This window comes from Enterobacter dykesii, assembly GCF_008364625.2.
GTDB classification, from domain to species: domain Bacteria; phylum Pseudomonadota; class Gammaproteobacteria; order Enterobacterales; family Enterobacteriaceae; genus Enterobacter; species Enterobacter dykesii.
On record NZ_CP126604.1, the window covers coordinates 3,865,760 to 3,878,471 of the forward strand.

Here is a 12,712-nt window from a genome sequence, read left to right on the forward strand (position 1 = left end):
GGGTTCACCCCACCGAAGGGTTCTTACAAATCGTCGAGCAGCGTCCGGGAGAGTTTTTTTAGCGTCTCAAGCTCATCGTCATTCATCCGCATGCTGCAGCGGATCTGGTCCGGCAATTCCATCACCCGTTTTTTCAGTTCTTTCGCTTTATCGGTCAGTACGACATTTTTCATCCTTTCATCACCCACAACCGCGATACGGTTGAGGAATCCTTTTGCCTCAAGCTTTTGTACAAGCGGGGTCAATGTGCCCGAATCAAAAAAGGTCTTATCGCTGAGATCGCGAAGTGGGATGTTGTCTTTCTCATAAAGCGCCATCAACACAACGAATTGCGGATAGGTCAGATCCATCTCTTGCAGTAAGGGGCGATACTGGCGAACAAACGCGTTGGTGACCGAGTACAGCGAGAAGCAAAGTAAATCATCTAGCGTTTTGTTTTCTTTCATTTTTCTATCAACTCCGAATCGGTTTCCTGAAAAAATTATAAATAATGTTTGACTAAAAGTATCTTGCGCGCAAGTATCATATCAGCAACTAAGTAGCGCACTATTCAGTTATCTCATCCGATCAAATACGCATAAGAGGCATTACCATGAAAACACTCACCGCCATTCTGGTTTCTTCCGTCTTCGCGTCAGCCGCGGCATCCGCTCAAACCACCAATACCCCAACCCCGACCGCAGGCGTACAGGCATTTCTTAATGTTTTGAATTCCGGCAAGGGTAAGCCAATGGAACAGATGACCCCGCAGGAGGCCCGCCAGGTACTGATTGGCGCGCAGCAAGGCGCAAAACTGCCGCCCGCTCAGGTTTCTGAAAAAACGATCCAGGTAAATGGTCAGGCAATCAAACTGAAAATAGTGAAACCTGAAAACGCCAGCGGCACGCTCCCCGCCTTTATGTTCTTTCACGGCGGCGGTTGGGTGTTGGGTGACTTCCCTACCCACGAGCGCTTAATCCGCGACCTCGTTCGCGCTTCGGGTGCCGCTGCGGTTTACGTCGATTACACCCCGTCACCTGAGGCCCATTTCCCGGTGGCCATTAATCAGGCCTATGAAGCGACAAAATGGGTCGCCGAGCACGGTCAGGAAATTGGCGTGGACGGTAGCCGTCTGGGTCTGGTGGGTAACAGCGTCGGCGGCAACATGGTGGCTTCGGTGGCGCTGCAGGCCAAACAGTTCAATGGGCCAAAGATTCGCTACAACGTCATGCTCTGGCCGGTTACCGATGCGAACTTTGATACTGCCTCGTATAACCAGTTCGAAAATGGCTATTTCCTGTCGAAAAACATGATGAAATGGTTCTGGGATAACTACACCACCAGCGCTGCCGATCGCAACAATATCCTTGCCTCTCCGCTTCGCGCCAGCACCGCGCAGCTGAAAGGCTTCCCCGAGACGCTGATCCAGACGGCTGAGCTGGACGTTCTGCGGGATGAAGGTGAGGCATTCGGGCGTAAACTGGATGCGGCTGGCGTCCCGGTGACCATCACGCGCTATAACGGCATGATCCACGACTACGGCCTGCTTAACCCGCTGAGCCAGGAGCCAACGGTTAAAGTTGCCCTTGAGCAGGCAGGTGCAGCGTTGCATGAACACCTGAAGTAGGATCGTCATTCTTAATAAAGAGCACGGCCCCGGCCGTGCTTTTTTATTTCTCCTGCCTGGCCATCCATAAGCGACTCATATGACAGCCTTCATTTCCGCCAGGGCATACTGAAACGTATCCCGATGGTGTGGAAATGGATGCAGCATGTTAGCAGCTCAGGTCACTGATAATACGTATAAAGGCTGGCAGGCGTCGCTTGCCCTGCAGTTTTGTCACACCCCTGAGAAAACCCTCCTGCACTCCGCCCACCACGTCGGGCCGCTCACCGTTCAACGTCCGTTTTACCCCGAAGGGGAAACCTGCCACCTTTACCTGCTGCACCCGCCCGGCGGAATTGTGGGCGGCGATACGCTGGACATTTCCGTTCGGCTGGACGCCAAAAGCCACGCGCTCATCACCATGCCCGGGGCGAGCAAGTTCTATCGCAGCAGCGGCCCGCAGGCGTGTCTTAACCAGCACTTTTACCTCGATGAAGATTCCACGCTGGAGTGGCTGCCGCAGGACACCATTATCTTCCCCGGCGCGAATGCCGCGCTGCGCTCCGTTTTTCATCTGAAGGCCTCCAGCACGCTGCTGGCGTGGGAGCTGTACTGTCTGGGACGCCCGGTGATCGGTGAGACCTTCAGCCACGGCACGCTGGAAAGCCGCCTTGAAATCTGGGTTGAAAACGAACCGCGCCTGATCGAGCGTCAGCATCTTAGCGACGGCGATCTCACGCCCGTCGCCGGGCATCCGTGGCTCGGCACGCTGCTGTTCTATCCGGCCAAAGAAGAACATCTCGACGCGGTGCGCGAACGGCTCGCGCCCCTGGAAAATTATGCAGGTGCAACGCTCACAGACGATCTGCTTTCGGTGCGTTTTCTCTCCGATGACAACCTGATTTGCCAGCGGGTGATGCGCGACATCTGGCAGTCGCTTCGCCCGCTTCTCACCACCAAAACCGCCTGTTCGCCGCGTATCTGGCAGACATAAGAGAAACGTTATGGAACTGACCCCCAGAGAAAAAGACAAGCTGTTGCTGTTCACCGCCGCGCTGGTTGCCGAACGCCGCCTTGCGCGCGGGGTAAAGCTCAATTACCCGGAATCGGTCGCGCTGATCAGCGCCTTCATTATGGAAGGCGCGCGCGATGGCGAAACCGTCGCCTCGCTGATGGAAGCGGGCCGCCACGTCCTGAAGCGCGACCAGGTAATGGAGGGCGTCCCGGAGATGATCCCCGATATTCAGGTCGAAGCCACCTTCCCGGACGGTTCGAAGCTCGTCACCGTCCACAACCCGATCGTCTAAGGAGCGCGTGATGATCCCAGGTGAATACCAGATCCAGCCCGGAACGATTGCCCTCAACGTCGGGCGTGAAACCCAACGCGTGGTTGTCGAAAATCACGGCGACAGGCCGATCCAGGTCGGCTCGCACTACCACTTTTACGAGGTCAACCCGGCGCTGAAGTTCGATCGGGAAGCCACCAAAGGCTACCGGCTGAACATCCCGGCAGGCACCGCCGTGCGCTTTGAGCCCGGTCAGAAGCGGGAAGTGACGCTGGTTCAGGTCACGGGGGCGCAGCGCATTTTCGGCTTTCGCGGCGAGGTAATGGGCGAGGTGAAACATGGCTGAGATTTCGCGCCGGGCTTATGCCGATATGTTCGGCCCCACCACCGGGGATAAAGTGCGGCTTGCCGACAGCGAGCTGTGGATCGAAGTGGAAGACGATCTCACCGTCTACGGCGAAGAGGTCAAATTCGGCGGCGGAAAGGTGATCCGCGACGGCATGGGCCAGGGGCAGATGACCGCTGACGGCTGCGTGGATCTGGTTCTTACCAACGCGCTGATCGTCGATCACTGGGGGATCGTAAAAGCCGATATCGGCGTCAAGAACGGGCGGATCTTCGCCGTCGGCAAAGCCGGGAACCCGGACATTCAGCCCGGCGTGACGATCCCGATTGGCGCTGCAACGGAAGTAATTGCTGCCGAGGGGAAGATCGTCACCGCCGGCGGGATCGATACCCACATCCACTGGATCTGCCCGCAGCAGGCGGAAGAGGCGCTGGTCTCCGGCGTCACCACCATGATCGGCGGCGGCACCGGGCCGGCGGCGGGCACCAACGCCACCACCTGCACGCCGGGGCCGTGGTATATCGCCCGCATGCTGCAGGCTGCCGATACGCTACCGGTGAATATTGGCCTGCTCGGCAAAGGTAACGGCTCCAACCCGAACGCCCTGCGCGAGCAAATCGCCGCGGGCGCCATCGGGCTGAAGATCCACGAAGACTGGGGCGCGACGCCCGCCGCCATCAATTGCTCGCTGGAGGTGGCTGACGAGATGGATATTCAGGTGGCGCTGCACAGCGACACGCTGAACGAGTCCGGGTTTGTGGAAGATACGCTGGCGGCCATCGCCGGGCGCACCATCCACACCTTCCACACCGAAGGCGCTGGCGGCGGCCACGCGCCGGATATCATCACCGCCTGCGCGCACCCGAATATTCTGCCCTCCTCCACCAACCCGACCTTGCCCTACACGGTGAACACCATCGACGAGCATCTCGACATGCTGATGGTTTGCCATCACCTCGATCCGGATATCGCCGAGGACGTGGCTTTTGCCGAATCCCGCATTCGCCGGGAGACCATCGCCGCGGAAGACGTGCTGCACGACATCGGCGCGTTCTCGCTCACCTCGTCAGATTCACAGGCCATGGGCCGCGTCGGGGAAGTGATTATCCGCACCTGGCAGGTGGCGCACCGCATGAAGGTCCAGCGCGGCGCGCTGCCGGACGAGACAGGCGATAACGACAACTTCCGCGTGAAGCGCTATGTCGCCAAATACACCATTAACCCGGCGCTCACGCACGGCATCGCCCATGAAGTCGGTTCGATTGAGCCGGGCAAGCTGGCGGATCTGGTGGTCTGGTCTCCGGCGTTCTTTGGCGTCAAACCCGCCACCATCGTCAAGGGCGGGATGATCGCCTGTGCGCCAATGGGCGATATCAACGCCTCGATCCCTACGCCGCAGCCGGTGCATTACCGCCCGATGTTTGGATCGCTGGGCGCCGCGCGCCTCGCCACCCGACTGACGTTTATCTCGCAGGCCGCCAGTGCGAACGGCATCCCTCAGCAGCTCAACCTGCAGAGCGCCACCGCGGTGGTGAAAGGCTGCCGGACGGTGAAAAAGGCGGACATGATCCACAACGGCCTGCAGCCGAATATCACCGTCGACTCGCAAACCTACGAGGTGCGCGTCGACGGCGAACTGATAACCAGCGAACCGGCTGACGTTCTGCCGATGGCGCAACGCTATTTCCTGTTTTGAGGAGTGATGATGATCTATTTAACCCAACGCCTGGACCACGCGCATCCGATTACCGCCAGCGTCACGCTGTCGATTGACGTGCGGGTGAAAAGCCGCGCCCGCGTATCGCTGAACGACGGTCGCGAAGCCGGGCTGATGCTGCCGCGCGGCCTGCTGCTGCGCGGGGGCGACCTGCTGACTACCGACGACGGTCGCGAGGTCATCGAAGTGATCGCCGCCCCGGAGTCGGTTTCCGTGGTGCGCTGCGCCGATCCGTTCCTGCTCGCACGCGCCTGCTACCACCTGGGCAACCGCCACGTGCCGCTGCAAATCACGCCCGGCGAGCTGCGCTATCACCACGACCACGTTCTCGACGACATGCTGCGCCAGTTCGGGCTGGACGTGACCTACGCCAGCCTGCCGTTTGAACCGGAAGCGGGCGCTTACGCCAGCGATGCCCACAGCCACAGCCATTCTCACGCTCATTCACATTAAGGATCCATCATGCGCAAGTATTTACCGCTGTTACTGCTGGCTTTTTCCGTTCCCGCGCTCGCGCATCCCGGCCACGGTACCGACAGCTTTCAGGCCGGTTTTCTCCACCCGCTGACCGGGCTCGATCACCTGCTTATGCTCACCGGTGCGGGCGTGCTCTCGGCCCTGAGCGGCCGTAAACTCCTGCTGCCGTTTGCCACCCTCGGGATGATGCTTGTCGGCGCCATTGCGGGCAGCCTGCTCGGCGGCTTCAGCGGCATGGAGATGCTGATTATCGCCTCGCTGGCGGTATCCGGCGTGATGATGTTTAAAACTGAAAACCGTCTGCTGCTGGCGGTGCCTGCCCTGGCGATGTTCCACGGCTGGGCGCACGGCGTGGAGATGTCCGGCCACAGCTTCTGGCTCTTCACCAGCGGCTTTATGCTCGCCAGCGCCACGGTGCTGTGCGCCAGCTTTGCCGCGGGGCTGCTGCTGCGCCGTCACGACGGCCTGCGTAAAACCTTCGGCGGCGGGCTGATCGTCTCCGCCCTGCTGGCGTTGATGAGCTGATGGAGCACGCCCGCCAGAGGCTGCGCCTGATGCAGCTATCCAGCAGCAGCCTGCCGGTCGGGTCGTTTACCTGGTCGCAGGGGCTGGAATGGGCCGTTGAGGCAGGCTGGGTCACCAACGCCGACGCGTTCAAACGCTGGCAAATCCAGCAGATGGAGCAGAGCTTTTTCTGCGTCGACCTGCCGCTGTTTATTCGGCTATTCCGGGCCTGCGAGCAGCAGGATCTGCCGATGGCCAAACGCTGGACGGCATACCTGCTCGCCTGCCGGGAAACGCGCGAGCTGCGCGAAGAGGAGCGTAACCGCGGAGCGGCGTTTACGCGCCTGATTAAAAGCTGGGAGCCAAACTGTCCGCCCGAATGGCTGCCGCTGTTTATGCAAAGCCAGCTCTGCGGCATGGCCTGGCTCGGCGTGCGCTGGGGCATTAGCGCGCGCGAGCTGGCGCTGAGCCTCGGCTACAGCTGGATAGAGAGCGCGGTGATGGCGGGCGTCAAGCTGGTGCCGTTTGGGCAACAGGCCGCGCAGCTGCTGATTATCGACCTGGGCGACCATTACGCCGCCGGGCTTGAACAGGCATTTTTGCGTAGCGACGACGCGCTGGGGGCAGCAACGCCGCTGTCCGCCATCGCCTCCGCGCGCCACGAAACTCAATATTCACGACTATTCCGTTCCTGAGGAGTCAACATGGCTGATTACAAACATCCCCTGCGCGTGGGCGTGGGCGGCCCGGTAGGGTCGGGCAAAACCGCGCTGCTGGAAGCGCTCTGCAAGGCGATGCGCGACACGTACCATCTTGCGGTGGTCACTAACGATATTTACACCAAAGAGGATCAGCGCATCCTGACCGAGGCGGGCGCGCTGGAGCCGGAGCGCATCGTGGGCGTGGAGACGGGTGGCTGTCCGCATACCGCCATTCGTGAAGATGCGTCGATGAACCTGGCGGCGGTAGAAGCGTTAAGCGAGAAGTTCGGCAATCTGGATCTGATCTTCGTTGAAAGCGGCGGAGACAACCTGAGCGCGACGTTTAGCCCGGAGCTGGCGGATCTGACCATCTACGTGATCGACGTGGCCGAAGGGGAAAAAATCCCGCGCAAGGGCGGACCGGGGATCACCAAATCCGATTTTCTGGTGATCAATAAAACCGACCTCGCGCCGTACGTCGGCGCGTCGCTGGAGGTGATGGAGCGCGATACCAACCGCATGCGCGGCGAGCGCCCGTGGACGTTTACCAACCTGAAGGCGGGTGACGGGTTAGCGACGATTATTGCGTTTCTGGAAGAGAAAGGGATGCTGCGGATGTAATCAAACGATCCCCTCTCCCTTTGGGAGAGGGTTAGGGTGAGGGATTACGCCTCCGGCAGTTCCGCCAGCGGCCAGCGCGGACGCACGGACACGCTCAGGTCAGACGTCGCACCCGCATTCAGGCGCACCATTCCCGCGTAAGCGATCATCGCGCCGTTGTCGGTACAAAATTCCGGACGGGCATAGAACACTTCCCCGCGACGCTTTTGCATCATCTCGGCGAGCTTCGCGCGCAGCGTGCGGTTAGCACTCACGCCACCGGCCATCACCAGACGCTTAAAACCGGTCTGATCCAGCGCGCGCTTGCACTTGATCATCAGCGTGTCCACCACCGCATCTTCGAACGCGCGGGCGATATCGGCGCGGGTCTGCTCGCTGTCATCGTTATTGCGAATCGTATTCGCCGCGAAGGTTTTCAGCCCGGAGAAGCTGAAATCCAGCCCTGGACGGTCGGTCATCGGACGCGGGAAGACAAAGCGCCCTTCCGTTCCCTGCGACGCCATTTTGGACAGCATCGGGCCGCCCGGATAATCCAGGCCCAGCAGCTTGGCGGTTTTATCGAACGCTTCACCGGCTGCGTCGTCGATCGATTCGCCCAGCAGCTCGTACTTGCCAATCCCCGTTACGCTAATCAGCTGCGTATGGCCACCGGAGACCAGCAGCGCCACAAACGGGAATTCAGGCGGATTCTCTTCCAGCATCGGCGCCAGAAGATGCCCTTCCATATGGTGAACCGGGATCGCCGGCACATCCCACGCAAACGCCAGCGAACGGCCAACCGTCGCGCCGACCAGCAGCGCGCCGACCAGGCCCGGGCCTGCGGTATACGCCACTGCATCAATCTCTTTTGCCGTTAATCCCGCTTCTTTCAGCGCCGCCTGAATCAGGGGAACCGTTTTACGCACGTGGTCACGAGAGGCCAGTTCAGGTACGACGCCGCCGTAGTCAGCGTGCAATTTCACCTGACTATACAGCTGGTTGGCCAGAAGTCCTTTTTCGTCGTCGTAAATGGCGATGCCGGTTTCATCGCAGGATGTTTCAATACCCAGTACACGCATGACTTGTTTTACCTCGTTTCAATACCGCGCAGTGTAGAGCCTGGGCGGGTTGATGTAAAACTTTGTTCGCCCCAGGAAGAAGGCTCGTGTATACTCCTCACCCTTATTAAAGTCCCTTTCAAAATCGCATCGGTGCTTTACAAAGCAGCAGCATTTGCAGTAAAATTCCGCACCATTTTGAAATAAGCTGGCGTTGATGCCAGCGGCAAACCGAATTTATTAAAGGTGAGAGTTACATGCCGGTAATTAAAGTACGTGAAAACGAGCCGTTCGACGTAGCACTGCGTCGCTTCAAACGTTCATGCGAGAAAGCAGGTGTTCTGGCTGAAGTTCGTCGTCGTGAGTTTTATGAAAAACCAACGACCGAACGTAAGCGCGCTAAAGCTTCCGCTGTGAAACGTCACGCGAAGAAACTGGCTCGCGAAAACGCACGCCGTACTCGTCTGTACTAATTGGTTGAGGGCCTCAGCCCTCAATTGACAGACAGAGTAATAGTCGTAAGGCCGTGCTTCCGGAAGGAATGCGCGGCTTGTTTTCGTTTATAAGTCGCTTAAAATTTTGGGGCATATGGCCGGAAGAATCCCACGCGTTTTCATCAATGACCTGCTTGCCAGAACCGACATCGTCGATCTCATCGACGCGCGGGTAAAGCTAAAAAAGCAGGGCAAGAACTACCATGCGTGCTGTCCGTTCCATAACGAAAAAACCCCTTCCTTCACCGTAAACGGTGAAAAGCAGTTTTACCATTGCTTCGGCTGTGGTGCTCACGGTAATGCCGTTGATTTTTTAATGAACTACGACAAGCTCGAGTTCGTTGAAACCGTCGAAGAGCTGGCGGCGATGCATAACCTTGAAGTGCCGTATGAAGCAGGCAGTGGGCCAAGTCAGATCGAGCGCCATCAACGGCAAACGCTGTATCAACTGATGGATGGCCTGAATTCGTTTTACCAACAGTCTCTTAAGCAATCTGCGGCTGAGCCTGCGCGTCAGTATCTGAACAAGCGCGGACTGAGCGACGATGTCATTGCGCGTTTCGCTATTGGTTACGCCCCGCCCGGCTGGGACAACGTGTTAAAGCGTTTTGGCGGCAATAGCGAAGATCGTAAGTCTCTCATCGATGCAGGCATGCTGGTCACCAACGACCAGGGACGAAGCTACGACCGCTTCCGCGAACGGGTGATGTTCCCGATCCGCGACAAGCGTGGCCGGGTAATTGGTTTTGGTGGTCGCGTGCTGGGTGATGCCCTGCCGAAGTACCTTAACTCCCCGGAAACCGATATTTTCCATAAGGGCCGCCAGCTGTACGGCCTTTATGAGGCGCAACAGGATAACGCGGAACCTCCGCGTCTTCTGGTCGTCGAAGGCTATATGGACGTCGTTGCGCTGGCGCAGTACGACATCAACTACGCGGTTGCGTCGTTAGGTACGTCCACCACCGCCGATCATATTCAACTGCTGTTCCGGGTGACCAACAACGTCATCTGCTGTTACGACGGTGACCGCGCAGGACGCGACGCCGCCTGGCGCGCGCTGGAAACCGCGCTACCCTATATGACCGACGGGCGTCAGCTACGCTTTATGTTCCTGCCCGACGGTGAAGACCCGGATACGCTGGTGCGTAAAGAGGGCAAAGCGGCGTTTGAAGCGCGGATGGAGCAGGCTCAGCCGCTCTCCACGTTTTTGTTTAACAGCCTGATGCCGCAGGTCGATTTGAGTACCCCTGACGGGCGCGCGCAGCTCAGCACGCTGGCGCTGCCGTTAATCAGCCAGGTGCCCGGCGAAACGCTGCGCATCTATCTGCGTCAGGAGTTAGGCAACAAGCTCGGCATTCTGGATGACAGCCAGCTTGAACGTTTAATGCCAAAACAGGCTGAAAACGGTGCGGTTCGCCCCGCGCCTCAGCTAAAACGCACAACCATGCGTATACTGATAGGGTTGCTGGTCCAAAACCCCGAGCTCGCACCGCAGGTGCCGTCGCTGGCGGGTTTAAACCACGAAAAATTGCCCGGACTTGGCTTATTTTCAGAACTGGTCAACACGTGTTTGTCTCAGCCAGGTCTGACCACCGGACAACTTTTAGAGCATTATCGCGGCACAAAAGAGGCCGCTACCCTTGAAAAATTGTCGATGTGGGACGATATAGCAGATAAGGACATTACAGAAAAAACGTTCACCGACTCACTCAACCATATGTTTGATTCGATGCTTGAGCTGCGCCAGGAAGAGTTGATAGCTCGCGAGCGCACACACGGTTTAAGCAGCGAAGAACGCCGGGAGCTCTGGATGATTAACCAGGAACTGGCGAAGAAATAAAGAAATTTAACGGCTTAAGTGCCGAATATCGATCGGGAAGCCCCCGGCAGCCGCACTGAGAGGCAGCGGCAAAAATATAAGTACGCCCTCGCTTTAAAGGTTGGCAGCCCCATCGCCGACACCAATCAAACGAATTAAGTGTGGATACCGTCTTATGGAGCAAAACCCGCAGTCACAGCTGAAACTTCTTGTCCAACGTGGTAAGGAGCAAGGCTATCTGACCTATGCCGAGGTCAATGACCATCTGCCGGAAGATATCGTCGATTCAGATCAAATCGAAGATATCATCCAAATGATCAATGACATGGGCATTCAGGTGATGGAAGAAGCACCGGATGCCGATGATCTGTTGCTGGCTGAAACCTCCAACAACACTGACGAAGATGCGGAAGAAGCTGCTGCACAGGTACTGTCCAGCGTGGAATCTGAAATCGGGCGTACCACTGACCCGGTCCGCATGTACATGCGCGAAATGGGTACCGTTGAACTGTTGACCCGCGAAGGCGAAATTGACATCGCAAAACGCATCGAAGACGGGATCAACCAGGTTCAGTGCTCCGTTGCCGAGTACCCGGAAGCGATCACCTATCTGCTGGAGCAGTACGATCGCGTTGAAGCGGAAGAAGCGCGCCTGTCTGACCTGATCACCGGTTTTGTCGACCCGAACGCTGAAGAAGATATGGCGCCTACCGCCACTCACGTCGGTTCTGAACTGTCTCAGGAAGAGATGGATGATGACGAAGACGAAGATGAGGAAGAGAGCGACGACGACACCGCGGACGATGACAACAGCATCGACCCGGAGCTGGCGCGTGAGAAGTTTGCCGAGCTGCGTACCCAGTACGAAGTGACGCGTGACACCATCAAAGCGAAAGGCCGCAGCCATGCCGCCGCTCAGGAAGAGATCCTGAAGCTGTCTGAAGTATTCAAACAGTTCCGCCTGGTGCCAAAACAGTTCGACTACCTGGTGAACAGCATGCGCGTAATGATGGATCGCGTACGTACCCAGGAGCGCATCATCATGAAGCTGTGCGTTGAGCAGTGCAAAATGCCGAAGAAGAACTTCATCACCCTCTTCACCGGCAACGAAACCAGCGAAACCTGGTTCAACGCGGCTATCGCGATGAACAAGCCGTGGTCTGAAAAACTGCACGACGTGAAGGACGATGTGCATCGCGGCCTGCAGAAACTGCATCAGATTGAAGAAGAGACCGGCCTGACCATCGAGCAGGTTAAAGACATCAACCGTCGTATGTCCATCGGTGAAGCGAAAGCCCGCCGTGCGAAGAAAGAGATGGTTGAAGCTAACTTGCGTCTGGTTATCTCTATCGCCAAGAAATACACCAACCGTGGCCTGCAGTTCCTGGATCTGATTCAGGAAGGCAACATTGGTCTGATGAAAGCGGTAGATAAGTTTGAATACCGTCGTGGTTACAAGTTCTCCACCTACGCAACCTGGTGGATCCGTCAGGCTATCACCCGCTCTATCGCGGATCAGGCGCGCACCATCCGTATTCCGGTGCATATGATTGAGACCATCAACAAGCTCAACCGTATCTCCCGCCAGATGCTGCAGGAGATGGGCCGCGAGCCGACGCCGGAAGAGCTGGCCGAGCGCATGCTGATGCCGGAAGACAAGATCCGTAAAGTGCTGAAGATCGCCAAAGAGCCAATCTCCATGGAAACACCAATCGGTGATGATGAAGATTCGCATCTGGGTGATTTCATCGAGGATACCACCCTCGAGCTGCCGCTGGACTCTGCGACCACCGAGAGCCTGCGCGCTGCGACGCACGACGTTCTGGCTGGCCTGACCGCCCGTGAAGCGAAAGTCCTGCGTATGCGTTTCGGTATTGATATGAACACCGACCACACGCTGGAAGAAGTGGGTAAACAGTTCGACGTTACCCGCGAACGTATCCGTCAGATCGAAGCGAAGGCGCTGCGTAAGCTGCGTCATCCAAGCCGCTCTGAAGTGCTGCGTAGCTTCCTGGACGATTAATCGGTCCTGACAGTGAAAAAGCTCCCAATCGGGAGCTTTTTTTTGTGTATTCTCTCTCCCTGTGGGAGAGGGTCAGGGCGAGGGCATCAGGCCGCAGAGACC

At 57.8% G+C, this 12,712-nt stretch carries 14 protein-coding genes; 12 read left to right on the top strand and 2 right to left on the bottom strand.

Annotation, left to right across the window (positions count from 1 at the left end; all coding sequences use genetic code 11):
* Positions 1 to 23: 23 nt before the first annotated feature.
* Positions 24 to 446, bottom strand: coding sequence for a MarR family winged helix-turn-helix transcriptional regulator (locus F0320_RS18360; protein ID WP_126329317.1), 423 nt, complete (start codon positions 444 to 446; stop codon positions 24 to 26).
* Between the two features lie 146 nt (positions 447 to 592).
* Here F0320_RS18360 and F0320_RS18365 point away from each other — a divergent pair, with 146 nt between their 5' ends.
* The 9 genes from F0320_RS18365 (at position 593) to ureG (ending at position 7,237) form a co-directional block, all read left to right on the top strand.
* The gene (locus F0320_RS18365) at positions 593 to 1,606 is read left to right on the top strand and encodes an alpha/beta hydrolase (RefSeq protein ID WP_126329315.1); all 1,014 of its coding nucleotides are present in this window, start codon (positions 593 to 595) and stop codon (positions 1,604 to 1,606) included.
* Between the two features lie 145 nt (positions 1,607 to 1,751).
* Positions 1,752 to 2,579 carry an urease accessory protein UreD gene (locus F0320_RS18370; protein WP_149323902.1) on the top strand — a complete coding sequence of 276 codons (828 nt, stop codon included), beginning with the start codon at positions 1,752 to 1,754 and terminating at the stop codon, positions 2,577 to 2,579.
* Positions 2,580 to 2,589: 10 nt separating this feature from the next.
* Positions 2,590 to 2,892: an urease subunit gamma gene (locus tag F0320_RS18375; RefSeq protein WP_047650079.1), complete on the top strand. Its 303-nt coding sequence runs from the start codon at positions 2,590 to 2,592 to the stop codon at positions 2,890 to 2,892.
* Positions 2,893 to 2,902: 10 nt separating this feature from the next.
* Positions 2,903 to 3,217: an urease subunit beta gene (locus tag F0320_RS18380; RefSeq protein ID WP_033146674.1), complete on the top strand. Its 315-nt coding sequence runs from the start codon at positions 2,903 to 2,905 to the stop codon at positions 3,215 to 3,217.
* Entirely contained in the window at positions 3,210 to 4,913 is a 1,704-nt protein-coding gene (gene ureC, locus F0320_RS18385; protein ID WP_126329311.1) for an urease subunit alpha, read from the top strand. Before F0320_RS18380 ends, ureC begins: the two co-directional genes overlap by 8 nt.
* Before the next feature lie 9 nt (positions 4,914 to 4,922).
* Entirely contained in the window at positions 4,923 to 5,387 is a 465-nt protein-coding gene (ureE, locus tag F0320_RS18390; protein WP_149323908.1) for an urease accessory protein UreE, read from the top strand.
* Between the two features lie 9 nt (positions 5,388 to 5,396).
* Positions 5,397 to 5,936: a HupE/UreJ family protein gene (locus tag F0320_RS18395; protein WP_029741751.1), complete on the top strand. Its 540-nt coding sequence runs from the start codon at positions 5,397 to 5,399 to the stop codon at positions 5,934 to 5,936.
* Positions 5,936 to 6,610 (top strand): urease accessory protein UreF, encoded by a 675-nt coding sequence (locus F0320_RS18400; RefSeq protein ID WP_126329309.1) that lies wholly within the window; start codon positions 5,936 to 5,938, stop codon positions 6,608 to 6,610. The genes F0320_RS18395 and F0320_RS18400 overlap by 1 nt, the downstream gene beginning before the upstream one ends.
* Positions 6,611 to 6,619: 9 nt before the next feature.
* Positions 6,620 to 7,237 (top strand): urease accessory protein UreG, encoded by a 618-nt coding sequence (gene ureG / locus F0320_RS18405; protein WP_023298635.1) that lies wholly within the window; start codon positions 6,620 to 6,622, stop codon positions 7,235 to 7,237.
* Between the two features lie 44 nt (positions 7,238 to 7,281).
* Here ureG and tsaD read toward each other — a convergent pair whose 3' ends face one another.
* On the bottom strand, positions 7,282 to 8,295 hold the full coding sequence (gene tsaD, locus F0320_RS18410; RefSeq protein WP_032650276.1) for a tRNA (adenosine(37)-N6)-threonylcarbamoyltransferase complex transferase subunit TsaD: 1,014 nt from the start codon (positions 8,293 to 8,295) through the stop codon (positions 7,282 to 7,284).
* A 236-nt stretch (positions 8,296 to 8,531) separates the two neighbouring features.
* On the opposite strand from tsaD, the gene rpsU reads away from it, so the two are divergent.
* From rpsU to rpoD, 3 genes are all read left to right on the top strand, one after another.
* Positions 8,532 to 8,747, top strand: coding sequence for a 30S ribosomal protein S21 (gene rpsU / locus F0320_RS18415; RefSeq protein WP_001144069.1), 216 nt, complete (start codon positions 8,532 to 8,534; stop codon positions 8,745 to 8,747).
* Between the two features lie 115 nt (positions 8,748 to 8,862).
* Positions 8,863 to 10,608: a DNA primase gene (gene dnaG / locus F0320_RS18420; protein ID WP_126329307.1), complete on the top strand. Its 1,746-nt coding sequence runs from the start codon at positions 8,863 to 8,865 to the stop codon at positions 10,606 to 10,608.
* A gap of 154 nt (positions 10,609 to 10,762) precedes the next feature.
* Entirely contained in the window at positions 10,763 to 12,610 is a 1,848-nt protein-coding gene (gene rpoD / locus F0320_RS18425) for an RNA polymerase sigma factor RpoD (protein ID WP_023309228.1), read from the top strand.
* Positions 12,611 to 12,712 lie beyond the last annotated feature (102 nt).

Excerpts from the sequence above, each read along its gene's own strand:
- F0320_RS18360 (WP_126329317.1), bottom strand. The coding sequence starts at position 446 with ATGAAAGAAAACAAAACGCTAGATGATTTACTTTGCTTCTCGCTGTAC.
- F0320_RS18365 (WP_126329315.1), top strand. The coding sequence starts at position 593 with ATGAAAACACTCACCGCCATTCTGGTTTCTTCCGTCTTCGCGTCAGCC.
- F0320_RS18370 (WP_149323902.1), top strand. The coding sequence starts at position 1,752 with ATGTTAGCAGCTCAGGTCACTGATAATACGTATAAAGGCTGGCAGGCG.
- F0320_RS18375 (WP_047650079.1), top strand. The coding sequence starts at position 2,590 with ATGGAACTGACCCCCAGAGAAAAAGACAAGCTGTTGCTGTTCACCGCC.
- F0320_RS18380 (WP_033146674.1), top strand. The coding sequence starts at position 2,903 with ATGATCCCAGGTGAATACCAGATCCAGCCCGGAACGATTGCCCTCAAC.
- ureC (WP_126329311.1), top strand. The coding sequence starts at position 3,210 with ATGGCTGAGATTTCGCGCCGGGCTTATGCCGATATGTTCGGCCCCACC.
- ureE (WP_149323908.1), top strand. The coding sequence starts at position 4,923 with ATGATCTATTTAACCCAACGCCTGGACCACGCGCATCCGATTACCGCC.
- F0320_RS18395 (WP_029741751.1), top strand. The coding sequence starts at position 5,397 with ATGCGCAAGTATTTACCGCTGTTACTGCTGGCTTTTTCCGTTCCCGCG.
- F0320_RS18400 (WP_126329309.1), top strand. The coding sequence starts at position 5,936 with ATGGAGCACGCCCGCCAGAGGCTGCGCCTGATGCAGCTATCCAGCAGC.
- ureG (WP_023298635.1), top strand. The coding sequence starts at position 6,620 with ATGGCTGATTACAAACATCCCCTGCGCGTGGGCGTGGGCGGCCCGGTA.
- tsaD (WP_032650276.1), bottom strand. The coding sequence starts at position 8,295 with ATGCGTGTACTGGGTATTGAAACATCCTGCGATGAAACCGGCATCGCC.
- rpsU (WP_001144069.1), top strand. The coding sequence starts at position 8,532 with ATGCCGGTAATTAAAGTACGTGAAAACGAGCCGTTCGACGTAGCACTG.
- dnaG (WP_126329307.1), top strand. The coding sequence starts at position 8,863 with ATGGCCGGAAGAATCCCACGCGTTTTCATCAATGACCTGCTTGCCAGA.
- rpoD (WP_023309228.1), top strand. The coding sequence starts at position 10,763 with ATGGAGCAAAACCCGCAGTCACAGCTGAAACTTCTTGTCCAACGTGGT.